Source organism: Bacillus sp. ISL-47, assembly GCF_018613175.1.
Lineage (GTDB): Bacteria > Bacillota > Bacilli > Bacillales > Cytobacillaceae > Cytobacillus.
In genome coordinates this window covers 1-23,659 of record NZ_JAGGQS010000065.1, presented here as the reverse complement: position 1 = coordinate 23,659, position 23,659 = coordinate 1, and the positions used below count along the sequence as shown (strand labels likewise).

Genomic DNA, 23,659 nt, shown 5'->3' with positions numbered 1-23,659 from the left:
CTTTTTGTCTACAAACTGAAAGAACCATCAAAAGATGGTTCTTTTATATTACTTTGGGCAAATAATGAAAAGAGATGATCAAATGAAATTCAGTAAGGAATGAATATTGTGATAATATACAAGGCAACAAATACTGTAAATGGAAAGGTTTACATTGGCTTAACTTCAAAATCACTTACAAGAAGAGTATGGGAACATAGATCAAAAATGAACAGTGGAGGCTATTTTCATTTTCATCATGCTTTACGCAAGTATGGCTTTGAAGCCTTCACATGGGATGTCATTGATTCTGCCATTTTTTACGGTGATCTAAAAGAGAAAGAAAAATACTGGATTGCCTTTTATGATTCCTTTAACAATGGCTATAACTCTACTTTAGGTGGGGATGGAACTATTGGATACGATGGTAGAAAAGGTGAAAAAAACCACAATTCATTAATTACTGATGAACAAGCTAAAGAAATTGTTGACCTGCTTAGAAAAAATATTATGTCATTTAAAGAGATTGCAGAAAAAGTCGGAACAAGTATAAAGACTGTTCAACACATAAATTATGGTGATGCATGGACACATGTATATGAAGGCGATCCACCTTGCACTTTTAGAGAAGAAGTATGGGGTGGGGGAAAAGGTGAGCAATTTGTCAGTAGGGTGACAGTTACAGAAGCACAAGTAATTGAGATTAAACGGTTATTGGCTGAAAAGGTTCCTGCTCCAAAAATTGCAAAACAGTTCAATGTGAGAAAGGATGTTATAAACCATATTAAGTACAAACAATCATGGGCTTGGTTAAAAACAGAATATGATGACTTAATCACAACTGGCCCAAGGAGTAAATTAAATGAGAATCAAGTAAGAGAAATCAAAAAATTGCTTAAAAAAGGCATTTCACAATCCAAAATCGCAGACCAATTTAATGTTCAACAAATGACTATCAGTAAAATAAGTCAGGGAAAATCGTGGAAACATGTTTCCATTGATGATTAAGTCAATATTGTTGAAGAAACCAATAATCAATTAGCCTTTAAGCTTTAAAAATACTTACATTTGATAAACGCTCAATTTTCATATTACACATACCTCCTTAATTGAAAAGAAAAAAATCGTAAATTTTTCTAACGATTTAAGAATAAGGTAATATATAAATATACAGAATATCTGTAAAAAAATACATAGTGATCCCCGATATTCACTCATTCGAAGAGTTACAATGGCTTCGTTTTACCATACAAACTACTCAAACAAGGGTTAAACTATCATTTCTACAGATGACCTCCTTAATTATATTAATACATTGGAATTAATTGGAATTTATATCAATGGCTTTTGCCACAGCTTTAAAAAGTTTTGGTACTACAATGGTTTGGAGGGCTTATCTTCTTTTGCTCCCACCGTTAGCTCAAGTTGTTTTTAGTATAATGAGTGATTCTTCATCACCGCCATTTAGAGTGTAATGCACCGCAAAAGAGTGCCTGAACTGGTAAAGTGGGAAGGAAATATAATATACCAACTCCAATAAATAAGCAACTGTGCCAGATGATTCATGTAACAGAAGATAAGACAAGATTAGAGTAAATTGAAAAAATTAATTGCGCTTCTAGATGAATTTCATACGCATTTTGATCTAGGAAAACGCTGCCTGTCCCTGGCTGCGTTATTGCCGCACAGTGAGGAAGCTGTGCGTTTTTTTTGTATATAGTTTTAATTAATTGAATCGTACAGTTCAATTATAACCAGATACTTACTCAAGATTTTACCAGATTTGCTTCTCATAGATGAAAGAGTTAAAAGCCCTGGCTGCCGCCTTAGCAGCCTTTTTTTGATTGTTAAAGAAAAAATAGAATATGTTTAATAGTCAAGCATATACATTTTAATGGATCAACTAGTAGACAGGCAACAAGGAGCAAATCGATACTGTTTTTGCTGATTCGCCGATCGAGACGGGCTTGAAAGTGAGACTAAGGCAGATAAAGGTTTTGGATTTATGCAGAAAATGGCGATTCACCCCAAGCAGCTATACAATATCAACTCTTTATTCTCCGCCAGTTCTGAGGAAATTGGACCGGCAAAAAAGATCGTCCCTGAAAACGAGAAGCGTTAGAGGGAGGGCACGGGGCGAACAAAAAAATGGGCAGATGTGGGTATCCTTGTCTATAAAAAGGAGAAAGAGCTGATCCGTAAAAATAGATGCTAGAAAGTTCCTCGTTAGAAAAGCCACACTTCTTGATAGACCTCTACTCTTTCAACTTGCCTCTAAAAAAAGACAGCCAATAAAAAAATTTATAAAAATAAAGAGCAACTTGTCATAAAGTCATACTAAAGGACCGTTTTTGTGCTTTTTCCTTAAGGGGGGTGGTCGTGTCAGTTAGTTTGCCATCGAATGAAAATGCTTACAAATTAATTAGGGGGGATTAGAATTGAGGTCAAAAAAATCGATAGTTTTAATGTTTACGATGATGTTAGTTTTACTATTAGCGGGCTGTTTAAATAATAGTACCCCAGCCTCTAAAGGTGATTCATCATCAAGTTCGAACAGTGGAAGCGGCGGCGAATCGTTTAATTGGAGAATGGCCAGTGTTTGGGCAGAAGGAAGCTTGCAGTATGAACAAGATGAAAGGTTTGTCAATCTTGTTAATCAGTTAAGTAATGGGAGATTGAATATTAAATTGCACAGTGTTGGAGAGTTAGCACCAGCGAACCAGGTTTTAGACCTTGTAAGCGGCGGAACAGTGGAAATGGGCGGAGACTGGCCGAACTACTGGTCAGGTAAAAACACAGCCTTTGAATTATTAGGATCTCAAGCAATGGGATTAACAAACTGGGATTATTTCTTGTGGATTAATCAAGGCGGCGGAATGGAAGCCTATAATGAAATTTATGGGAAATTCAATACGATTTATTTCCCTCACTCGATTTCAGGAATGGAGTCTGGTATTAGATCAAATAAGCCAATTGAAAGCCTTGAAGATTTAAAAGGCATGAAGATTCGAATGGCTGGCTTAATTCAAAGCGAACTGATCAAGCAGTTAGGTGCAACTCCAGTAACATTAGCCACTCAAGAAATTTATGAAGCATTGCAGCGCGGTGTTATCGATGCAGCAGAATATAGCTCTCCATACAGTGATGAAGTGACAAAAATGTATGAAGTGACAAAATACTGGTTAACTCCTGGCTTCCACCAAACAAGCTCAATTTATGGAGCCATGATCAATAAGGACGCATGGGCAAAATTACCGGAAGACTTACAAGCAGTGGTTGAAAAAGCAAGCAAAGCAGCTCAAACCGAAAATGCAAGCCAATACGCTTTTAATGATGCAGAAGCAGCACAGAGAATGGTAAATGAATATGGAATTGAAACGACGGAGCTTTCTGACGAAGAAATGGCTAAGCTTCACGATATGGTAAGTGCAATTGTAGAAAAGCTTGCCAGTGAAAACCCTGATTTTGAGAAAGTGTTAAATAACCAATTAGAATACTTAAAAATGTACGCTCCGTATAGGGATCTTCAAGGAGATTGGAGCTTCGGAAACAATTCAAAAGTAGCTGAATAAGTTCAAGTAATCTATCGAAAGCATCACAAATAAACGGTCAGTCAGTACCCCTCTTTTCTTTTCTAGATTGGAAAGAGGGACAACTGCCCGGGCCAGGAATGAGAAGCTCATTTAAAAAAGGAGGGGAACAGGTGAATGCTCTCAAAAAGATTTCCAAGTTTCTAGATAAAACGAATGATTGGGTGGGGAAGGTCTCCAGCTGGTCCGTTATTATCATGATGCTGCTAGTCGTCTACGAAGTCGTCAGCAGGAGAATTTTTAACAGCCCGACTATTTGGACGTTCGAGGTCACAACCATGGTGTTTGGCTTTCACTTTATGATGGTATCCGCTTATGGTGTGCTTCATAAGGTCATGGTATCTGTAGATATGCTATACGAAAAATTTTCTGCGAAGAAACAAGCGATTCTGGATCTTATTACGTATTCGATTTTCTTTATGCCTTTTGTAATCGGTGTTCTTTACGGAAGTTCCAAATTTGCCTGGATTTCCTGGCTGCAAAAGGAAGTGAGCTGGACAGCATTCGCTCCGCCAGTGTACCCTTTCAAAGCAATTATTCCAGTGGCGTTTTTCTTCCTATTATTACAAGGGATTTCGGAAATGATCAAACGGATTGTTATTTTAGCTGAGGGGGAGGAGAGCCATGATTGAAGCCATTATCATTTTTAGTATGTTTATCGGTTTAATTATCGGTTTAGCGACTGGGCACCCCCTGGCATTTGTTCTTGGCGGACTAGGTGTTATCGCAGGTGTCTTTGGCTGGGGACCGCAAGTATTCGATATCTTTTCAAATAGTATTTTTGGAACCATGTCCAATTATACACTTGTTGCGATTCCGCTCTTTACCTTAATGGCGAATTTTCTATCATCTTCAAGGGTTGCAGATGGTTTGTTCGAATACATGAGATATTTATTAGGCCCTCTACGTGGCGGAGTGGCTTTAACCGTTATTGTTGTTTCGACTATTTTTGCCGCCACAACTGGAATCGTTGGGGCTTCGATCGTTACTATGGGTGTCCTGGGAATGCCGGTTCTATTAAAGTATGGGTACGATAAACGATTAGCTTCAGGAGTTGTCGCCGCTGGGGGTACACTGGGAATCCTCATTCCTCCAAGTATTATGTTAATTGTTTTAGGTGCACAGGCTCAAGTATCAGTGGGAAAACTCTTTCTATCATCTATTGTTCCCGGCTTAATGCTCGCGGGTGCTTATTGTGTCTATGTACTGATTGCCTGCTGGAAAAACCCGGATTGGGGTCCAGCTGTTTCAAAAGAAGAAATGAAAGATATGCCAATGCGAAAGGTTATTATCGGGAGTCTTGTGAATCTAGTACCACCGATGATATTAATTTTCGCCGTACTTGGGACAATCTTTACAGGTGTGGCGACGCCAACAGAATCAGCTGGAGTAGGAGCGTTTTTATCACTGATGATGGCGATTGCTTATAAAAGGTTTACCTGGAAGATGCTGGCTGATGCTGTTTATGATACAGCCAAAATAACCGCGATGGCTCTTGTTATTATCGTTGGTGCTACAGCCTTTACCTCTATCTTCCTGGCTCTAGATGGAGATACTCTCATTCAAAACTTTGTAGTGGATCTTGGCTTAAGCAAGTGGGGCGTATTCATTGCTATGATGCTGATTTCCTTTATTCTGGGAATGTTTATCGACTGGATTGGAATCGTTATGATCATTATGCCGATCTTCTTGCCGCTTCTTGAGCTATATAATTTTGATCTGATCTGGGTAGTAACCGTGTTCGCTGTATTACTGCAGACTTCATTCTTAACACCGCCGTTTGGGTTTGCTTTGTTCTACCTGAAGGGAATTGTGCCTCCGGAAGTCAAAATGACCGATATTTACAAGGGTATTATCCCGTTTGTCATCATCATGCTGATTGTGACCACACTTATTACAGTATTCCCAGACATTGTCATGTGGCTGCCGAATATGTCAAAGTTATAAGATAGGAAACTTTCTAACTAACAAACGTTAAGATAATTTTTCAAAATATCCATTTGAGTCAATGCTCGACGTGGAATTTCATTGAGAGAACATTCAAGAAACGCTTGTTAAATCAGCTGCAAGTGAAGTAACGAGGATGATGATTGCTGGCGGTGGCTAAGACTTAGGGTTTAAGGCTTATTAGTCAGCAGCACAGGCTTTTAATAGAGTTAGCTAATAGGATAAAAACTATGCCAGAGGAGGTCCAAAGTATGGGCAGGATGGACGGTAAGGTCGTATTAGTGACAGGCGGTGCCCGCGGTTTAGGGGCGAATGACTGTTATGAGTTTGCCAAAGAAGGGGCAGACGCGATTATTATTGCAGATATTAGAAAAGAGGAGATGGAGGAGACGGCGGCAGCGCTGCGAACTAAGTTTGGCTGTAAGATCGTTTGCCGGGAACTGGATGTGACGAACGAGAAGCAATGGGAATTACTCGTGTCTGAAATTGACGAAATATTCGGCAAATTGGATGTATTGGTAAATAACGCAGGAATTGTAAAAAGAGTGACATTATTAGAATGCACGCTCGAAGATTGGAATAACCTGATAGAGGTCAATCAGACAGGTGTTTTTTTAGGGATGAAACACTGTGCCCCATTGATGAAAAAGTCCGGTAAGGCCTCCATCATTAACATTTCTTCCATCGCCGGGCTGACCGGGTACTTTGCCTGGCCTTATACGGCATCGAAATGGGCTGTCCGCGGAATGACACAAGCGGCTGCAATGGAACTAAGTGATTGGGGGATCCGGGTCAATTCTATCCATCCCGGTTTTACATGGACTGATTTGACCTCCGATGTCAAGGACATGTTAGAAGGTTTCTCAAATGCTGTCGCCCTTGAGAGGTACGGCAAGCCGGAAGAAATAGCGAAAGCTGTACTATTCCTTGCATCAGATGAATCATCTTTTATCACCGGAACAGAACTTACAGTGGATGGAGGGCTTCAAGCTGGTGGCGGACTCCGTTATTTTACCAAACAAATGGGACTGTATCAAACAGATCATTAATAGCTTCATAGTGTCGAAGGAAGGGGAGAGATCGTTTGGAACCGAAAAAATTTTATAAAAAAACCATGCAGGAAAAGCACGATACCCTTCGCGCGCATGCTTCCTTGACTGAGGATGAAATACAGGGATATGCAAACTTTGGCTATTTAGGGGAAAGCCGAACCAGTTCCTTTATTGAAAACAGTATCGGCGTGATGGAGGTTCCTCTAGGTGTTGCTTTAAACTTTGTGGTCAATGGAAAGGAGACCATTGTACCCATGGCAGTTGAGGAGTCATCTGTGGTGGCTGCAGCGAGTCATGCGGCAAAGCTTGCAAAACCTTCGGGCGGCTTCTTTGCCTCGACAACAGGCTCCATTATGTTTTCACAGATTCAAATTGTCAATTGTGAGGATGTTTTTGGAGCGAAACTGAAAATCCTGGAACAAAAAGAGGAGCTTCTTGAAACAGCCCGCAAAAAAGACCCTATTCTGGTCAGTTTAGGCGGGGGTCCAAAGGATTTAGAGGTCCGCGTGATTGATCATCAGGATGGACCGATGCTTGTTGTTCATTTGCTAGTTGATACAAAGGATGCAATGGGAGCGAATACGGTTAATACGATGGCTGAGAGTATCGCGCCAATGCTTGAACAAATCACAAGCGGAAAGGTTTATTTACGAATTATTTCTAATTTAGCAGACCAGCGCTTGGCACGATCTAGATGCAAAATTCGAAAAAGTGATATAGGACAAGCAGCGGTAGATGGAATTATAAATGCCTACCGTTTTGCAAAGGCGGATCCCTACCGAGCGGCCACTCATAACAAAGGGATTATGAATGGAATCAGCGCTGTCGTTTTAGCTACCGGTAACGATACAAGGGCAGTTGAAGCAGGTGCCCATGCCTATGCAGCCATTTCTGGACATTATTCTTCTTTAACGACATGGGAGAAAGATCGAGAAGGAGAATTGATTGGCACTATTGAACTGCCCTTAGCGGTTGGGACAGTTGGCGGAACGATTTCTCTTCATCCGAAGGCGCAATCAAATCTAAAAATCATGAAGGTGAAAACATCTAAAGAACTGGCAGAAATTATGGCTTCTGTAGGATTAGCGCAAAATTTTGCAGCCTTAAGAGCACTCGCAACAGAGGGAATCCAGGCTGGCCACATGAAGCTTCATGCCCGCAATATCGCGATGATGGCCGGAGCTGACATCAGTCAAATTGATGAGGTAGTGAGCATTATGGTCAAGGAAGGAAATATACGGTTGGACAGAGCAAAAGAAATTCTGAATCAGCCAACTATATAAATTCATTTCAATTCAGGAGGCGGTTTTTTTATGTCATCTGCAGTAAATCCGATTGATTCAGCAGCGGTTGATCAACATTCATTGAAAAAAATGCTGTATCAACTGATTCTAATCCGGCGCTTTGAAGAAGAAGTCGAAAAATTTTTTATGCAGGGAAAAATTCCAGGCACCATGCATTTATGCATTGGACAGGAACCGACAGCGGTTGGGGCATGTACTGCTTTAGAAGAAAAAGACATGATTGCCACCAACCACCGGGGACATGGTCACTCCATCGCGAAAGGATCAGATGTCAAAAAAATGATGGCTGAACTGCTGGGAAAAGCGACTGGACACAGTAAAGGGAAAGGCGGATCCATGCATATCGCGGATCTGGATGTCGGCAATCTCGGAGCAACAGGAATTGTAGGCGGAGGTCTTCCTTTAGCCTGCGGCGCTGCCTTTACATCGAAGAAAAAAAATCTAGGCTATGTTGTTTTAGTCTTTTTTGGAGATGGTTCTACCAACGAGGGAAGCTTCCATGAATCTTTAAATCTTGCATCCATCTGGAACCTGCCTGTTATCTTTTTTTGTGAAAATAATCAGTATGGAATGTCAGGGTCAATCAAGGACATGGTTAACATCGAAAATATTGCAGAGCGGTCAGCCTCATACGGGATTCCAGGGGAAGTTGTAGATGGAACAAACGTTCTCGATGTTCTGAATGTCACCAAAAAAGCAGTCGAGCGGGCCAGAAATGGTGAAGGACCTACGCTTATTGAAGCAAAAACCTACAGATGGAAAGGCCATTCAAGAAGCGATGCCAGAAAATACCGCACCCGAGAAGAGGAACAGGATTGGATAAAGAATCGCGATGGCATTAAACTTTTCAAAAATCAGCTTTTAGAACAAGGAAGAATTACGGAAGAAGAGATTGCTGAAATAGAGAAGAATGTAGAAGAAGAGATAAAGAGTATCATTGAATTTGCTGAAAACAGCCCTGAACCATCAATCGATACACTAGAGGACGATGTCTATGCTTAAGGAGGAAGTAAAAATGAGATCAATCACATATTCTGAAGCGTTGAAAGAGTCTATGATTCAAGGAATGCAGGCAGATGAAAATGTATATCTCTTAGGTGAAGATGTTGGCATCTTTGGCGGTGCTTTCGGTGTGACAAACGGGATTGTCGATCAGCTGGGACCTGAGCGGGTTGTTGATACACCGATCTCTGAAATTGCCATTACGGGGCTTGCAGTAGGTTCAGCCGTAACTGGCATGCGGCCAATTTTGGAAATTCAGTTTTCGGATTTCGTCACCTGTGCAGTTGACCAGATTGTCAATCAAGCTGCTAAATTACGATATATGTTTGGCGGCAAGGCAAAGGTACCGATGGTCATTCGCCTTCCTGGCGGGTCCGGACTGGGATTTGCCGCGCAGCATTCACAGAGTTTAGAAGCATGGATGACCCATATTCCAGGATTAAAAGTAGTGCAGCCTTCGACTCCTTATGATGCGAAAGGGTTATTTAGAGCTGCATTAGAGGACGATAACCCAGTGTTATTTTATGAACATAAATTATTGTACGGCATAAAAGGTGAGGTGCCAGAAGAGTCCTATACAATTCCTCTTGGAAAGGCAGACATTAAGAGAAAAGGTAGCGATGTAACAGTAGTTGCAACCTCCTTGATGGTTCACCGGGTATTAGAGGCTGCCGCAAAATTAGAACAGGCAGGGATCAGTGTGGAAGTTATCGATCCAATGACTCTCGTTCCTCTTGATGTTGAAACGATTGTATCGTCCGTTAAAAAGACAGGCCGTGCATTAGTTGTCTATGAGGCTGTCCAAAGAGGCGGCTATGGTGCAGAAATTGCCAGTATGATTACAGAAAGTGAAGCGTTTGATTATTTAGATGCCCCAGTCAAGAGACTTGGCGGGAAGGCTGTTCCGATTCCATACAATCCGAAGCTGGAAAAGAAAGCAGTTCCTCAAGTTGATGATATTATCCAGTCAATCAAATCGTTGTTTTAGTCCTTATAGGAGGTGATTCGAACATGGCAGAAGAAGTAATAATGCCTAAATTAGGGGCATCGATGGAAAAAGGAACCATTCTCAGCTGGTTTAAAAATGAAGGCGATCAGGTAGAAAAAGGTGAACCTTTACTGGAAATTATGACCGATAAAATAAATATGGAAGTGGAAGCGACATCCTCCGGGATTCTTTTAAAAAGATGCTATGGGGCTGATACGGAGGTTGATGTGTTAAAGCCGATTGCTTACATAGGCGAAGCAGGGGCAAGGATTCCGGAAGCGGCAAATGAAGGGCCAAAAAATGAAAGTGCAGCTGAAATAACCGCAAATTCAATGGATGAAGCACAGGGAAAAGCAGGAGAAACAGCGGTTCGTCTAACGGAACCACTTCAAAGCAGGCCTCGCCGGACCCCTGCAGCTCGAAAGCTGGCTGCCGTTAACGGCATTGATCTTCGGGAGGTCAAGGGTACTGGACCGAATCAAAGGATTCAGCTCAGAGATATTGAATTAATCTTGAAAAATCGTAAAAAGGCAACTCCGCTTGCAAAGGAAATTGCAAAACAGCAGGAAAAAGACCTTACAACGATCCCAGGTTCGGGACATAAAGGGAAAATCCAAAAACAGGACGTATTAGTTCTAGAGCAAAGCCAGGAAAAACAATATATGAACTATGATGGCCTTCGTAAAATCATCGGCGATCGAATGACACACAGTGCCCAAAATGTTCCGCAGGTAACCTTGCACTGCGATATTGATATGACTGAGGCTGTGGCTCTCAGAAAAGACCTGCTGCCTAAAATTGAGAAAAGGACAAGATTGAGAATTTCCTATACGGATATCTTCGTTAAATTTGCTGCTCATACATTAAAAAAGCATCCGATCTTAAACTCTTCCTTCAGAGGCGACAAGATTGAGCTTCATTCTGCTGTCAATATTGGAGTGGCTGTAGATGTACCAAATGGTTTAGTTGTACCTGTTGTAAAGGATGCAGATAAAAAGACTTTGAGTGAACTGACAACTGAAACGAAGAGGCTGGTTCGTGCTGCCCAGGCAAACAAGCTTTCATTTGAACAAATTTCAGGCGGGACGTTTTCAATCAGTAATTTAGGAATGTTTGCAGTTGATTCATTCAATCCGATTATCAATGAGCCGGAATCAGCTATTCTCGGAATTGGCAGGATCCGTGATCAGCTCGTGCAAAAAGAAGGATCAATTCAGACCGTTAGCCAGGTGACCTTTAATCTTACATTCGATCATCGTGTGATTGATGGGGCGGCGGCAGCAAGATATTTAACGGATTTAAAGAATGCCCTGGAAAACCCGTACGAATTATTCATATGAGGTGTCGTCCATGAAAAAGTATGATGTTGCAGTCATTGGCGGCGGACCCGGCGGCTATATTGCCGCAGAGTACGCTGCCAAACACGGCGCCCGAGTGGCGCTGATTGAAAAAAAACATTTGGGAGGCGCCTGCTTAAATAGCGGCTGTATCCCATCTAAAACGTTTTTGCGTTTTGCAGAGGTTCTGGAAGTGATTCAAAAAGCGAAAAAGTGGGGCATAGAGGCCGGCGATGTCAGCTTCTCCTATAAAAAGCTCAGAAAGCGCAAGGATATAGTGGTAAAAAGCTTGCAAAAAGGGGTTTCCGCTTTATTAAAAAATGCGCAGGTAGACTTTTATCAAGGAACAGGCACTCCCCAGCCAAATAATCAGGTCTCCATTATTTCTTCTGGAAAAGAAGAGCGGATTCATGCCGGGAAAATGATTTTAGCGACAGGATCGCGTCCGGCTTTTCCTGCGATTGAGGGGCTTGATCAGGTCTCTTTTCATACAAGTGAAAGCATCTTCGAGCTGGAAGAACTTCCGGCCTCGCTGACTATTTTGGGGGGTGGCTACATCGGTGTGGAATTTGCCAGTATTTTTTCCAGCCTGAATGTTGAGGTGAATTTGATAACTGAGGGAGAATCCATACTGCCAAACGAGGATCCGCAGATTGATGAGTTTCTTAGCAAAAAGCTCCGTTCCCAAAAAGTGAAGGTCCATACTGCTTCTAAAGTCAAAAGAGTTATTTGTGAAAACGGTAAAAAAAGATTGGAAGTGCAATCCAGCGACAGTGGTTTAATTAGGCTCGAGACAGCTGAAATTCTGATTGCGGCTGAACGTGTTCCGAACATTACTGATTTTGTTCATCTTGATTTACAAATGAACGGTCCCTGGATTGCAGTTAACAACCAAATGGAGACGAGTTATCCTAATATATACGCGGTTGGCGACCTGCTTGGACGTTACCAGTTAGCTTATACTGCCAGTGCAGAGGGGATTACAGCAGCTTCCAATGCCATCAATCAATATAAGGAAATAGATTATAAGGTGATTCCCCGCTGTATTTATACTTATCCAGAGGTTGCCTGTGTCGGTTTATCGGTAAGAGAGGCACAGGAAAAGGGATTACGGATTCGTACAGAGAGCTATCCTTTCAGTGCAAATGGGAAGGCTTTTACGATGGATGAAAGAACCGGCTTTATTAAAATCATTGCCGATGAGGTTCATAAAGAAATTCTCGGGATTGTTATTGTGGGACCAAACGCGACAGAAATGATTTCAGAAGCAGCAACCTTTATTTCTCTGGAAGGAACTGTAACGGAACTGGCAAATCTTATTCACCCGCATCCATCCTTATCTGAAGGCTTTTCTGAAGCAGCCAAAGCCTGGCTGGAAAAAACACAGCTGCAGCTAACCACATAGTGACAGCACGTTTCCCTTTTTCCTGTCTAAGAGCAAATAAGTATTTTAGGAGTGAAAAGATTGAAAGTATTTATGCATAATGGGCCAAGCGGGTTAGCAGGAGCCTCCTATCGCGATTTTCCTGAAATCCCCCTCAAGGAGAGACAAGTTAGAGTACAGCTAAAATGCGCAGGATTAAACCATCGTGATCTATTTGTGATCAGCAGTAGAAACGAAGAAGAACCGCCGATTATCCTCGGCTCGGATGGTGCAGGCGTGATCACCGAGATTGGAGAAAAGACAAATGGATTTTCCATCGGTGATGAAGTAGTGATCAATCCTAGCATCGGCTGGATGGAAAAGAGCCCCGCCCCGCCGAGCGATTTCCGGATTTTAGGGTTTCCTGACCATGGGACATTTTCCGAAAGTATCGTTCTTCCGATTGAAAATATCGAGTATAAACCAAAATATCTCTCCTGGGAGGAAGCGGGAGTAATGCCGCTTGCGGCATTGACTGCCTACCGGGCTTTATTTACAAGAGGAAAAGCAGCGGAAGGAGATACCGTTTTTATCCCCGGGATCGGGAGCGGTGTGGCGACTTTTGTATTGCAATTTGCGAAGGCGATCGGCGCAAAGGTAATCGTGAGTTCTCGTTCCGAAGAAAAGAGAGACCAAGCGATCAAACTGGGTGCAGATGCTGCTATTGATACAAATGAAGATTGGGGAGTACAGCTTCAGCAGGAAAAGGCAGACTTAGTGATTGAAAGCATTGGAACCGCCACGTTTAACAGGTCTCTCGAAATGCTCAAGCCCGGCGGAACGATGGTTACGTTTGGTGCGACAACAGGAGATGAAATCGGGATTAATCTGCGCCAGTTTTTTTATGGCCAATTAAATTTATTAGGAACAACAATGGGCAGCCATGATGAGTTTAGAGAAATGCTTGCTTTTATTACAAAGCATAGGATACAGCCTGTTGTGGATCATGTTTTTCCGCTGTCTGAAACGCAGAAGGCTTTTGAAAGAATGGATGATGGCAAACAATTTGGAAAAATAGCGATAAAGATTGGTGAATAAGCATGTGTGTGGAAGGTGAGAAAATGCGAGCTGCGGTTATGAGTGCGCCATTTGGAATTGAGGTTCAAGAAGTGCCAAAACCTGCACCTGGACCAAACGATGTGATGGTGCGTATAGTAAATGCGGGAATCTGCGGAAGTGATATTCATATTTATGACGGGACTTATGCATATGCAAAGTACCCCCATGTCCATGGCCACGAACTAAGCGGAGTTGTGGAGACTGCTGGCAGTGAGGTCACCAAACTAAAGACAGGCGATCGCGTCGTAATTGAACCGGCTATCGCCTGCGGAGAATGCTATGCGTGCCGAATCAATAAACTGAATTGTTGTGTTAATCTCGAGCTGATCGGGATTATGCGTCCGGGCGGTTTTGCAGAGTATACGGTTGTGGATGAGAATCATGTACATGTAATTCCAGATAAAATGAGTTTTGAAGCTGGAGCGATTGTCGAGCCGTTTACCATTGGAGCACAAATCGTCAGCCGCGCAGGCGTTAAGCCAGGAAATACCGTTACGATTTTAGGAGCAGGACCGATTGGGTTGACGGCGCTGATTTTACTTAAAGCACTTCACGAGGTAAAAGTTACGATTGTGGACATAATTCCTGAAAGACTTGCACTTGCCGGTTTATTTGGCGCCGATGTGACAATCAATGCAAATGGCACAAATGTGAACCATACAATTAAGGAATTAACGAACAATGAAGGATCTAATATTGTGATTGAAACAGCAGGATTAAGACAAACAATGGAACAGACCATCGAGTTAGTAAGTTCTGGAGGAAGAATTGTGATTGCCGGTTTAACAACAGACAAAGTCGGTATCCCCGGTTATTTATTCTCCAATAAAGAGGTTGAAATCTATGGAAGCCGAAATAGTGCAGGAAAATTCCCAGAGGTCATTAATTTTCTCACCCGGCATCATGAGATTGCCGATAAGTTTATAACCAACAAAATGCCGCTGGAACAAATAGATGAAGCGTTCCGGTTAGCCAAATTTGAGCCGCATCTGGTAAATAAAATTATTTTGCAAATCTGATTTCTATTTTTGCTGCATTCAAAAAAATGAATCTGTTATGGAGGCTATAATTGATGAAAGCCTTAATGAAACTGCAATCCGGGGTAGGGAATGTAAGTTTGGCAGAGGTGCCTGAGTCATCCTGTGATGAAACTAGTGTGAAAATAAAAGTAGCCTATACAGGAATTTGCGGGACAGATCTTCATATTTATCATGACACCTTTAAGAGCAGCCCGCCTGTCATTATGGGACACGAGTTTTCCGGGGTGATCTCTGAGGTCGGGAAAAGCGCAAATGGATTCAAGGCAGGGGACCGAGTGACAGTCCTGCCATCAAGTGCCGGGGTCTGTCAAAAGTGCTCAAACTGTAAAAAGGGATACTATATGCTATGTGCCGACAGAAAAGGCATGGGCTTAAGAATGAATGGAAGTTTTACAAACTATGTTGTGGTACCGGATGAGGTTGTCTACAAGATTCCTGAGCATATATCACTTGAGGAAGCGGCTTTGACAGAACCATTAGCAGTAGCCGTTCACTCGATTGAAGAATTGACCTCTATTAATCTAGGAGATACGGTGCTTGTGTCAGGTCCTGGCCCAATTGGATTAGTCTGTACAGCCGTTTTAGCTGCAAAAGGCTGCAAAGTCATTGTGGCGGGAACGACGATTGATCAAAAACGGCGGGAAATCGCCAAACAAGTCGGTGCCTATATGGCGGTGGACGTTCTGAAGGAAGATCTTATAGAGCTAGTTGCCGAAGAAACTGGTACAAAAGGAGCCGATGTGGCGATAGAATGTGCAGGCTCTGCGCCTTCGGTAGCGAATTGTTTAAATTCACTGAAGAAGAAGGGGAAACTTATTCAGGCTGGGATTGTGGGAAAAGAGATCTTGGTAGATTATGATTTGATTCACTATAAAGAAATTTCCGTATACGGTTCTCTTGGCCATACGCTTGCGACTTGGGAGCGGGTGATGGAAATATTAAGCAGCGGGAAAGCCAACTTACAGCCTATTATTACGCATAAATTGCCGCTCAGCAGCTGGAAAGCAGCTTTTGAACTTTGTGAGCAAAAGCAGGCAGGTAAGGTGCTGCTTTATAATGACAATGATTGAGAAAATGCTGTTGATTACGAACCTTGCCTTTATAGCAGCAAGAACAACTTACATATAGAGCTTGCTAGAGTCGAAAACGATCGGCTCTTTTTTTCTTTTTGGTTCTTTTCGTATAGGTTGTTGTTTTTGGACTATAAANNCTCCAATCAACTCAGTAATTAAAACAAGTTTGTAAGCAACAAACTTTGCGAAAACAGCCTTCTTTTTAAAGAACCTATTTAGAACCGTTTTGATCGAAAAATAGAAAGAGGATCCTTCATATCTGACTGGATAGAAGTGAAAGTTTAGTGAGCATTTTTAAAAGTTCGTTATTTTGGCGTGTGACTAGCAATATATTAAAGTATCGGAATATTCTGAAGTGGTTTTGCTAGTTTATTTCAATATTTAATAAGGAGGGATATCAATTGGATGTTGGTTATATCACAAGAAGAATGGCAAACGATGTAAATCCAAAAAGTGCTGCAAAAATAGCAATCCAGGAAGAGGCGGGTAAATCATGGACGTATAAGGAACTTCACCGCATTTCGAACTCCTATGCGAATAAGCTTCGTGATATGGGTGTGCAAAAAGGAGATAGCGTCGGAATCCTTCTATACAATTGCCTTGAGTATATTGGTCTATACTTTGCGATTGCCAAAATTGGCGCAATTGCAGTTAGACTTAATTTTAGGCTTTCAAGTGATGAATTTGAATACGCATTAAATGATTCAAAAACGAAGGTATTGTGCTTTCATTCAAATCTGGTACATCAGCTGGAGGAGATACGCAATCAAGTTTCAGTTGAACGATACATTTGTCTTCCAAATAAAGATGAAAAGATTCCCGGCTGGTCGGAGGGATGGGAGCTATTAGAAACCGGCTCTGCAGATGAGATCGAGGGAATTAGCATTAATATGAAAGATCCCGTTATGCTGATGTATACATCCGGGACAACAGGAAGACCTAAAGGAGCCATTTGGACACATGAAACTACATTCTGGTTTTCGTCCATGCAGGCGCTAAGATGGAAGTTTACTGGTGAGGAAGTGGGGATGACAACAGGACCCCTCTATCATGTGGCAGCATTGGAAGATATCGCATTGCCGATCATGCTGATGGGCGGCACACTTTTAATCACCAAAAGCAAAGGATTTAAGATTGAGAGAATTCTTTCTGTTATTGAGAGTGAAAAAGTCACCGACTGCTTCCTTTTTCCATTTATGATCTATGAAATGCTGAATTCGACTGAAATCGATCAGTATAAGCTTGAAAACTTAAATGTTATCTATACGGGCGGAGACCCAATTATGCCATGGGGACTCCAGCAGCTCAAAAAGAAATTTCCGCATGTGAGGCTTGTACAAGTATACGGCCTGACAGAAGGAACACCGATCGCAGCTTCACTTGACCCCGAAGATGTTTTTGAAAAAAGCCATACAGTTGGTAAACCGTCACCACTGACCGAAATTAAAATCATTGATGATTCCGGAAATCCTCTCCCTGTAGGGGCAGTGGGCGAGATCGCGATTAAAAGTCCAGCCGTATCCGCTGGTTACTGGGGAAAGCCAAGGGAAACAAAGGCAACATTTGTGGATGGCTGGTGTAAAACCGGTGATTTAGGGAAATTCGATGAGGAAGGATTTCTGACCATTGCGGGCCGAAAGAAAGATATGATTCGAAGCGGCGGTGAGAATATCTATGCCGCTGAAATTGAGGATGTACTATTCCGGCATGAGGCAGTAAAGGAAGTATCCATTATTGGTATTCCTGACCCCAAATTTATTGAAGCGGTATGCGCTGTTATTGTCAAAAAAGAGGGCAAGAAGCTTACGGAAGAGGAAGTAATTGAATACTGTAAAAAACAACTTGCCAGCTACAAAAAACCAAAAAAGGTCATTTTTGTGGACGAATTACCGCGAACTCCTTCCGGCAAAGTACAAAAATTCGTTCTGCGAAACAAGTATAGAGGTCTGAATCATGGATAGGGAGGAAATGAATTTGGGGACGATACAAGCTGTTTCATGGTCAAAGCAAAATGGCATTGCAACCCTCATCATTAATAATCCGCCAGTGAATGTCCTTAGTAAGGGTGTTGTTGAACAATTGTCCATTGCAACGGAAGAAATTAGAAAGGACCCTGAGGTGAGGGTTGTTATTCTTACGGGGGCAGGCGAAAAGGCCTTTATGGCTGGAGGGGATATTAAAAGCTTTCCTGATTGGATTGGAAAAGGGGCAGAGGAAGCCAAGCAAAAATCACTTTGGCTTCAGGAGCCGCTTAATAAAATTGAGAGGCTCCCCCAGCCGACCATTGCTGCGATCAATGGTTTAGCTTTAGGGGGTGGCTGCGAACTGGCCTTAAGCTGTGACATTCGAATTGCTGAGGAACAGGTTAAAATCGGTCTTCCCGAAATAAAATTAGGATTGTTTCCAGGTGCGGGCGGTACTCAGAGGCTTCCGCGGCTAGTCGGGAAAGCAAGGGCAAAAGAAATCATCTATACCGGTGAACCTCTGACTGCTGAGGAAGCCTGTCAAATTGGACTTGTGAACCATATCGCTCCAAAAGGGAGGTCCTTGGAGAAAGCTATGGAACTGGCGAAAAAGATTAACCGATTTTCATTGCCTGTGCTTTCTTATGCGAAGCAAGCGATTGATGAAGGGTATGAGCAAGCACTGGAAAAAGGTCTGGAAACAGAAGCTGAATATTTTGGCTATGTCTTTCAGACAAAGGATGTAAAAGAAGGGGTTGAAGCCTTTATCCAAAAGCGGCCGGCTAACTTTATGGATAAATAGCGGATAGGAAAGTTTGAAAAGTCAAACTTTTTAAAGTATAGCGTTTTACAAGGATTATAGATCCTCTTGAATGCCCTAGGACTGCTTCTCGGGGTTAACTGTCATATAGGGCACGCATGATGCCCGCCAACCTCGTTTTTTGAGGTTCATGGTCATCATAGTCAATGAATGATGCCCGTGAGAGATACCGAACAATAGATTACTATTCTAGGAGTGAAGTTGTGAATCAAAATCGAGCTAGATTAGAGCAAACCGTTTTACCTGTTATAATGGCCCCGATGTTTTTAGTATCCAGTCCTAAAATGGTGGTTGAAGGCTGTAAAAATGGCGTCATTGGATCTTTTCCATTATTAAATGCACTTACAGCTGATATATTAGAAAACTGGATGGCTGAGATTACAAACGAGCTTCAGCAGGCACAGGATGCTGACCCGCATAAAAAGATTGCTCCATGGGCCGTCAATTTTATCGCCCACCCTTCCAATAAAAGGTATGAAGAGGATCTGAAGTTAATTAAAAAATTTCAACCCCCAATTGTTATTACGTCATTAGGTGATCCAAGCCCTGTTGTCAAAATTGTACATGAATACAATGGGCTGGTATTTTCAGATGTTATTAATCTGTTTTATGCAAGAAAGGCAGTAAAGAGAGGAGTTGATGGACTCATACTAGTCTGCAATGGTGCAGGGGGACATGCCGGAACGCTTAATCCATTCGCCTTTTTAAGTGCCGTTAAAGAATTTTTTGATGGGATAACGGTTCTAGCGGGAAGCATCTCCAATGGACAAGATCTCCTGGCTGCAGAAGCTCTTGGTGCAGACTTTGTCTATATGGGTACGAGATTTATTGCGGCTGCAGAAAGTTTCGCAAATGAGCAATATCAAAAAATGCTGATTGATTCATCTATGGAAGACCTTATTTACACGGATGCTTTTAGCGGGATAAATGCAAATTACCTTATTCCGAGTATTCGAGCTGCCGGATTGGATCCAAATCATTTAACAAAGAAAGAAGAAGTTGACTTTTCCAAAATGAACGAAACAGAAGCTAAAGCCTGGAAGGATATTCTCTCAGCCGGACAAGGCGTTCATAGTGTCAAGAAGGTGCAGACAACCGTTGAAATCGTACAAGAGCTTCAGGAGTCTTATGAAAAAACTGTTGCTAATATACTGAAGAAACGTTCAGTTAATAAGTATTAAAAGAGAGAATCCAATAACAAATAGTTTCAAAGTAACCGAGCAAGCAATCAGAGAAAACTAATCTCAAAAGCATTGGATAAAGGAGTAAATCATTTCCCTATAATGGTTTACTCCTTTTTACGTTTCAGGCCCAAGATAAACTTGTTACTTAGGTAATGGGGCGGAACTTAAATTTAGGTTAGAGGTACCAGACTGAGGGGACAGACCCCTTTTTTCGAATCCACTTCATGGATATTAAAGTTTCTTTTATAGTCATCCCGAATACCAGTTTGTTCGGCCATATACAAGGCATATGAGACGCATTTGGTAATTCGGTTGACAAATGCAGTAAATACTTCAGAAGAATAGAATCTACAGCACAATTGTGAAAAGAGGACTATAGTTTATTAAAATAATCTGTTACAAATTGTTTAAATTGTATGGTAGCCGGACTCAAGTATTTCCCCTCGAGCCATGCCATTCCAATCACCCTTTCGCATGTTGGCCAGTGGACTGGAATTTTACATACTTTACTTGAATCCAGCCCCTTAATGTCAGGAATGAGTGATACTCCAAGCCCTTCAGCCACTAGACCTGCAACAGTTGTAACTTCTTCTCCCTCAAACGTTACACGCGGTACGATTCCAGCTTCTGCAAGCAAGTCATCCGTAACTTTTCTTAGCCCGTAGCCTTTTTTCAGCAGGATGAAGGAATCCCCTTTAAGTTCAGATAACAAGATAGTCTTACTTTTCCCCAGCGGGTGTCCGGCAGGTACGATGGCCAAGAGTTCCTCTGACCATAACTTTTCCCACTGAACTCTCACATTGCTTTCATTAGCGGATACTAAGCAAAGATCGATTTCTCCCGCTTCCAATTTTTCCAGCAGCACTCCTGAGTTATTTTGAGTGAGCTGGAATTTCACATTTGGATGTGACTCACGGAATGTTCCAATCAAGTCTGGAATCAAATGAGTCCCAAGAGTATGCAGAAAACCCAGGGATACCTCTCCCGACTCTGGATGCAGCAAATCCTGTATCTCTTGTTTTCCTTCTTGGAATTCCGTCAAAATATTATCCACCCGTTTCAAAAAAAGGCTCCCATACCGATTTAATATAATAGAACGGCCTTGTCGTTCAAAAAGAGGAACGCCTAACTCTTCCTCTAAGCGTGAAATAGACCTGCTTAAAGCTGGCTGAGAAATTGAAAGGGACTCCGCTGCCCGGGTCATATGCTGAAAACGAGCAACAGTTTGAAAATAAACAAGGTGCTGCCATTCCACAATGTATTCCTCCAATACTTACTTATTACAAAAAGGTATTAATTTGATGTTAATAATAAATTGGAAGTTATATGAATGTAAAGCGTAAAATTTAATTAACGACTATTGGGAGAGGGATGTTATTTTATGAGCTATATCGAACGAGGGACTAAGACCTATCGGCAGGCATTAATCTGCATGTTTTTGGGGAGTATGGTTACATTCGCAATTTTATACTGTCCCCAGCCGCTGATTAGCGTCTTTTCTGAGCAATATCAGGTATCTCCATCGAACGCAAGCTTTACAATTTCTTTTACAACAGCTGCCCTTGCGTTAAGTATGCTGATTATACCCATCGTTGGGAATCGATGGGGAAGGAAAAGGGTAATGAGTTTTTCGCTTTTTAGCACTTCATTGCTTACTATGCTTTCTCCACTGGGTGACAGTTTTGAATTATTGCTTGCAACAAGGATGCTGATTGGATTCAGCCTTTCTGGTTTTTTAGCATCAGCAGTGGTTTATTTAAATGAAGAATTTTCTCCCCGAAGTATTGGGGGAGTGGTGGGGATTTATATAGGCGGAACAGCTGTCGGCGGAGTTCTGGGACGGGTTTGGGTTGGTGTTTTAACCGACTATTTTTCTTGGGGTGTGGCCTTGTTTACATTAGGATTAATAAGTTTCTTGTGTAGTATATGGTTTGGAATTTTTCTTCCGAAGCCTGCAAATCTTAAGCGGGCTACCCTATCATTTACAAACTGGAAGTCAAATATCAAAAAAAGTTTGAGAAGCAAAAAATTGTTAAATCTCTACGGTGTGGGTTTTATATTAATTGGAGTATATGTAACAATGCTTAATTACATTTGCTACCCCTTAACCGAAGAACCTTATAGTTTAAGCCAGTCTATTTTGGGCTTCCTATTTCTTGTCACCTTGGGAGGTACGTACAGTTCTGTAGTATTTGGAAAGCTGATGGATCGATATCCACAAACGCAGGTAATAGCATGGGCGATGGCGCTTGCTGGGCTGGGAGCATTATTGACATTAAACGATTATCTATTTATCAAGGTCCTGGGAATTGCCGTTTTTGCGTTTGGATTTTTTGCTGGTCATACTGTTGCCAGTGGCTGGGTGGCCGCTGAAGCTCCTTCTCATACAAGAGCACAAGCGGCCTCAATGTATTTGCTTTTCTATTATACCGGTTCCAGCATAATTGGCTGGTTGGGCGGTTTTTTCTGGAGTTATTATGGCTGGATCGGAGTAATTGGAATGATTTGCGCTCTGCTTGGAATTGCCTATTTCCTTACGCTTAGCCTTAAACATGGGAACTCCGCTGCTGTGGAAGGGTATAGGGTTAAGAGGTATTCTTAAAGAGATTGTTTTATTTAAAGGCTAGTCTTACTTTGAATAATCCTTCTGCATCAAAGCATGAGTGATTGTTTCTTACATTATGTTGAATGCGGAAGGTGCATACAGAAATTGAAAACCAAAAACTGTCTGTTAAGTTTAAGGTGGCTCCGTTAATGCATTAATGACCAAGAGGACAGGCACCTTCTTTTCGGCCCTATAAATCATAACCGCTAATATACCTGTGTACAATAACCTAGGAAACTTGGATTGTTTCCTCTGACGATATCCTCATAATATAGTCTGAGATATTTCGTAGTATCGCCTTCGGTGCCTTTCCCTATTATTCTATTATCAATGGTTATTATCGGCTTTATGCCTATTGCTGTGCCTGTAAAAAAAACTTCATCCGACGAGTAAATTTCAGATCTTGATAAACTTTGTTCATAAACAGGGATCTTTAATATGTTTGTTGCTATTTTTATAACAGTATCCCGCGTAATTCCTGCTAGTATGTTATCGGAAATGGGAGGGGTAATCAATTTATTGTTTTTTATAATAAAAATATTTTCACCTGGTCCCTCAGATACATGCCCCTTATCTGTTAAAAAAATAGCTTCATCAAAACCATTCAAAATGGCTTCCGTAGTAGCTAAAGCAGAGTTTAAGTATCCTCCTGTTGACTTTGCCTGAGGGGGAATAACATTATTGCCCAGACGGTTCCATGAAGATATAGAAACCCTTAAAGCCGGCTTTGGTTTATATTCCAATTTAGTGCAATACATACTTACACGATTAAAAGGATCAGCCAAACCAGGACCAATTAAATTTGCTCCTTTATAGCAAATGGGACGAATATAGACATCTTCCCGGAAATTATTTTTTCTTAAAAGTTGAATCGTCCAATCAATTAAGTTGTTTATTGAAAAAGGGACTTGAATATGAAGTGTTTTTCCAGATTCGTGGAAACGCTGATAATGTTCATTGATGCGGAAAATATATAGCTGGTTTTGTCTATCATTCCAAAAAGCCCTTATCCCCTCAATGCATCCCAACCCATAATTTAATCCTTTATTTCTTATGCTAACAGAAACTTGGGATTCTTTTAAAATTCTTCCCTGATCAAACACATACATTTTATTTTTTCTCCCATCAAAAGATATTATTTTATATTTATATTTAGAATCCTAAAATTTTATTTATCTTTTCATAATAATCGTGCCTGACCCCGGCTACGATAATACGTTAAGGACAGAGGGGTCAGGCACCATTTTTGAAACTGCTTATAATGCAAACAAAAAGAGGCTGGGACAAAACCC

General features: G+C 41.6%; 19 protein-coding genes and 1 pseudogene. 18 read left to right on the top strand and 2 right to left on the bottom strand.

Going from position 1 to position 23,659, the window contains the following annotated elements; translation table 11 throughout:
- Nucleotides 1-108 precede the first annotated feature (108 nt).
- From J7I93_RS21040 to J7I93_RS20960, 17 genes and pseudogenes are all read left to right on the top strand, one after another.
- Nucleotides 109-987 carry a helix-turn-helix domain-containing protein gene (locus tag J7I93_RS21040; RefSeq protein ID WP_214728220.1) on the top strand — a complete coding sequence of 293 codons (879 nt, stop codon included), beginning with the start codon at nt 109-111 and terminating at the stop codon, nt 985-987.
- Nucleotides 988-1,954: 967 nt separating this feature from the next.
- Nucleotides 1,955-2,101 (top strand): annotated as a pseudogene (locus tag J7I93_RS25570) (hypothetical protein); the annotation flags it as partial.
- A gap of 316 nt (nt 2,102-2,417) precedes the next feature.
- The gene (locus tag J7I93_RS21030; protein WP_214728218.1) at nt 2,418-3,551 is read left to right on the top strand and encodes a TRAP transporter substrate-binding protein; all 1,134 of its coding nucleotides are present in this window, start codon (nt 2,418-2,420) and stop codon (nt 3,549-3,551) included.
- A gap of 131 nt (nt 3,552-3,682) precedes the next feature.
- Nucleotides 3,683-4,201: a TRAP transporter small permease subunit gene (locus J7I93_RS21025; RefSeq protein ID WP_214728216.1), complete on the top strand. Its 519-nt coding sequence runs from the start codon at nt 3,683-3,685 to the stop codon at nt 4,199-4,201.
- Complete coding sequence (locus J7I93_RS21020; protein WP_214728214.1) at nt 4,194-5,516, top strand: TRAP transporter large permease; 1,323 nt, start codon at nt 4,194-4,196, stop codon at nt 5,514-5,516. The genes J7I93_RS21025 and J7I93_RS21020 overlap by 8 nt, the downstream gene beginning before the upstream one ends.
- Nucleotides 5,517-5,767: 251 nt before the next feature.
- On the top strand, nt 5,768-6,565 hold the full coding sequence (locus J7I93_RS21015; RefSeq protein ID WP_214728211.1) for an SDR family NAD(P)-dependent oxidoreductase: 798 nt from the start codon (nt 5,768-5,770) through the stop codon (nt 6,563-6,565).
- A 35-nt stretch (nt 6,566-6,600) separates the two neighbouring features.
- Nucleotides 6,601-7,851 (top strand): hydroxymethylglutaryl-CoA reductase, degradative, encoded by a 1,251-nt coding sequence (locus J7I93_RS21010; protein WP_214988744.1) that lies wholly within the window; start codon nt 6,601-6,603, stop codon nt 7,849-7,851.
- Between the two features lie 30 nt (nt 7,852-7,881).
- Entirely contained in the window at nt 7,882-8,874 is a 993-nt protein-coding gene (locus J7I93_RS21005; protein ID WP_214728209.1) for a thiamine pyrophosphate-dependent dehydrogenase E1 component subunit alpha, read from the top strand.
- Nucleotides 8,875-8,887: 13 nt separating this feature from the next.
- Entirely contained in the window at nt 8,888-9,862 is a 975-nt protein-coding gene (locus J7I93_RS21000; RefSeq protein WP_214728207.1) for an alpha-ketoacid dehydrogenase subunit beta, read from the top strand.
- 23 nt (nt 9,863-9,885) lie between these two features.
- Nucleotides 9,886-11,202 (top strand): dihydrolipoamide acetyltransferase family protein, encoded by a 1,317-nt coding sequence (locus tag J7I93_RS20995; protein WP_214728205.1) that lies wholly within the window; start codon nt 9,886-9,888, stop codon nt 11,200-11,202.
- 10 nt (nt 11,203-11,212) lie between these two features.
- Nucleotides 11,213-12,604: a dihydrolipoyl dehydrogenase gene (gene lpdA, locus J7I93_RS20990; protein WP_214728203.1), complete on the top strand. Its 1,392-nt coding sequence runs from the start codon at nt 11,213-11,215 to the stop codon at nt 12,602-12,604.
- Between the two features lie 60 nt (nt 12,605-12,664).
- Nucleotides 12,665-13,660 (top strand): zinc-binding dehydrogenase, encoded by a 996-nt coding sequence (locus J7I93_RS20985; RefSeq protein WP_214728201.1) that lies wholly within the window; start codon nt 12,665-12,667, stop codon nt 13,658-13,660.
- A gap of 23 nt (nt 13,661-13,683) precedes the next feature.
- Entirely contained in the window at nt 13,684-14,700 is a 1,017-nt protein-coding gene (locus J7I93_RS20980; RefSeq protein ID WP_214728199.1) for a zinc-binding alcohol dehydrogenase family protein, read from the top strand.
- 53 nt (nt 14,701-14,753) lie between these two features.
- Nucleotides 14,754-15,791: a zinc-dependent alcohol dehydrogenase gene (locus tag J7I93_RS20975; RefSeq protein ID WP_214728224.1), complete on the top strand. Its 1,038-nt coding sequence runs from the start codon at nt 14,754-14,756 to the stop codon at nt 15,789-15,791.
- A gap of 404 nt (nt 15,792-16,195) precedes the next feature.
- Nucleotides 16,196-17,755 carry a long-chain-fatty-acid--CoA ligase gene (locus J7I93_RS20970; protein WP_214728197.1) on the top strand — a complete coding sequence of 520 codons (1,560 nt, stop codon included), beginning with the start codon at nt 16,196-16,198 and terminating at the stop codon, nt 17,753-17,755.
- Nucleotides 17,756-17,768: 13 nt separating this feature from the next.
- Nucleotides 17,769-18,560 carry an enoyl-CoA hydratase gene (locus J7I93_RS20965; protein ID WP_214988748.1) on the top strand — a complete coding sequence of 264 codons (792 nt, stop codon included), beginning with the start codon at nt 17,769-17,771 and terminating at the stop codon, nt 18,558-18,560.
- Nucleotides 18,561-18,781: 221 nt separating this feature from the next.
- Nucleotides 18,782-19,759, top strand: coding sequence for an NAD(P)H-dependent flavin oxidoreductase (locus J7I93_RS20960; RefSeq protein ID WP_214988749.1), 978 nt, complete (start codon nt 18,782-18,784; stop codon nt 19,757-19,759).
- Between the two features lie 376 nt (nt 19,760-20,135).
- On the opposite strand, the gene J7I93_RS20955 is transcribed toward J7I93_RS20960, so the two are convergent.
- Nucleotides 20,136-21,017: a LysR family transcriptional regulator gene (locus J7I93_RS20955; RefSeq protein ID WP_214728193.1), complete on the bottom strand. Its 882-nt coding sequence runs from the start codon at nt 21,015-21,017 to the stop codon at nt 20,136-20,138.
- 126 nt (nt 21,018-21,143) lie between these two features.
- Between J7I93_RS20955 and J7I93_RS20950 the strand changes: the two genes are divergently transcribed.
- Nucleotides 21,144-22,364, top strand: coding sequence for an MFS transporter (locus J7I93_RS20950; protein WP_214728191.1), 1,221 nt, complete (start codon nt 21,144-21,146; stop codon nt 22,362-22,364).
- Between the two features lie 209 nt (nt 22,365-22,573).
- Here J7I93_RS20950 and J7I93_RS20945 read toward each other — a convergent pair whose 3' ends face one another.
- Nucleotides 22,574-23,476: a branched-chain amino acid transaminase gene (locus J7I93_RS20945; RefSeq protein WP_214728189.1), complete on the bottom strand. Its 903-nt coding sequence runs from the start codon at nt 23,474-23,476 to the stop codon at nt 22,574-22,576.
- Between the last annotated feature and the right edge of the window lie 183 nt (nt 23,477-23,659).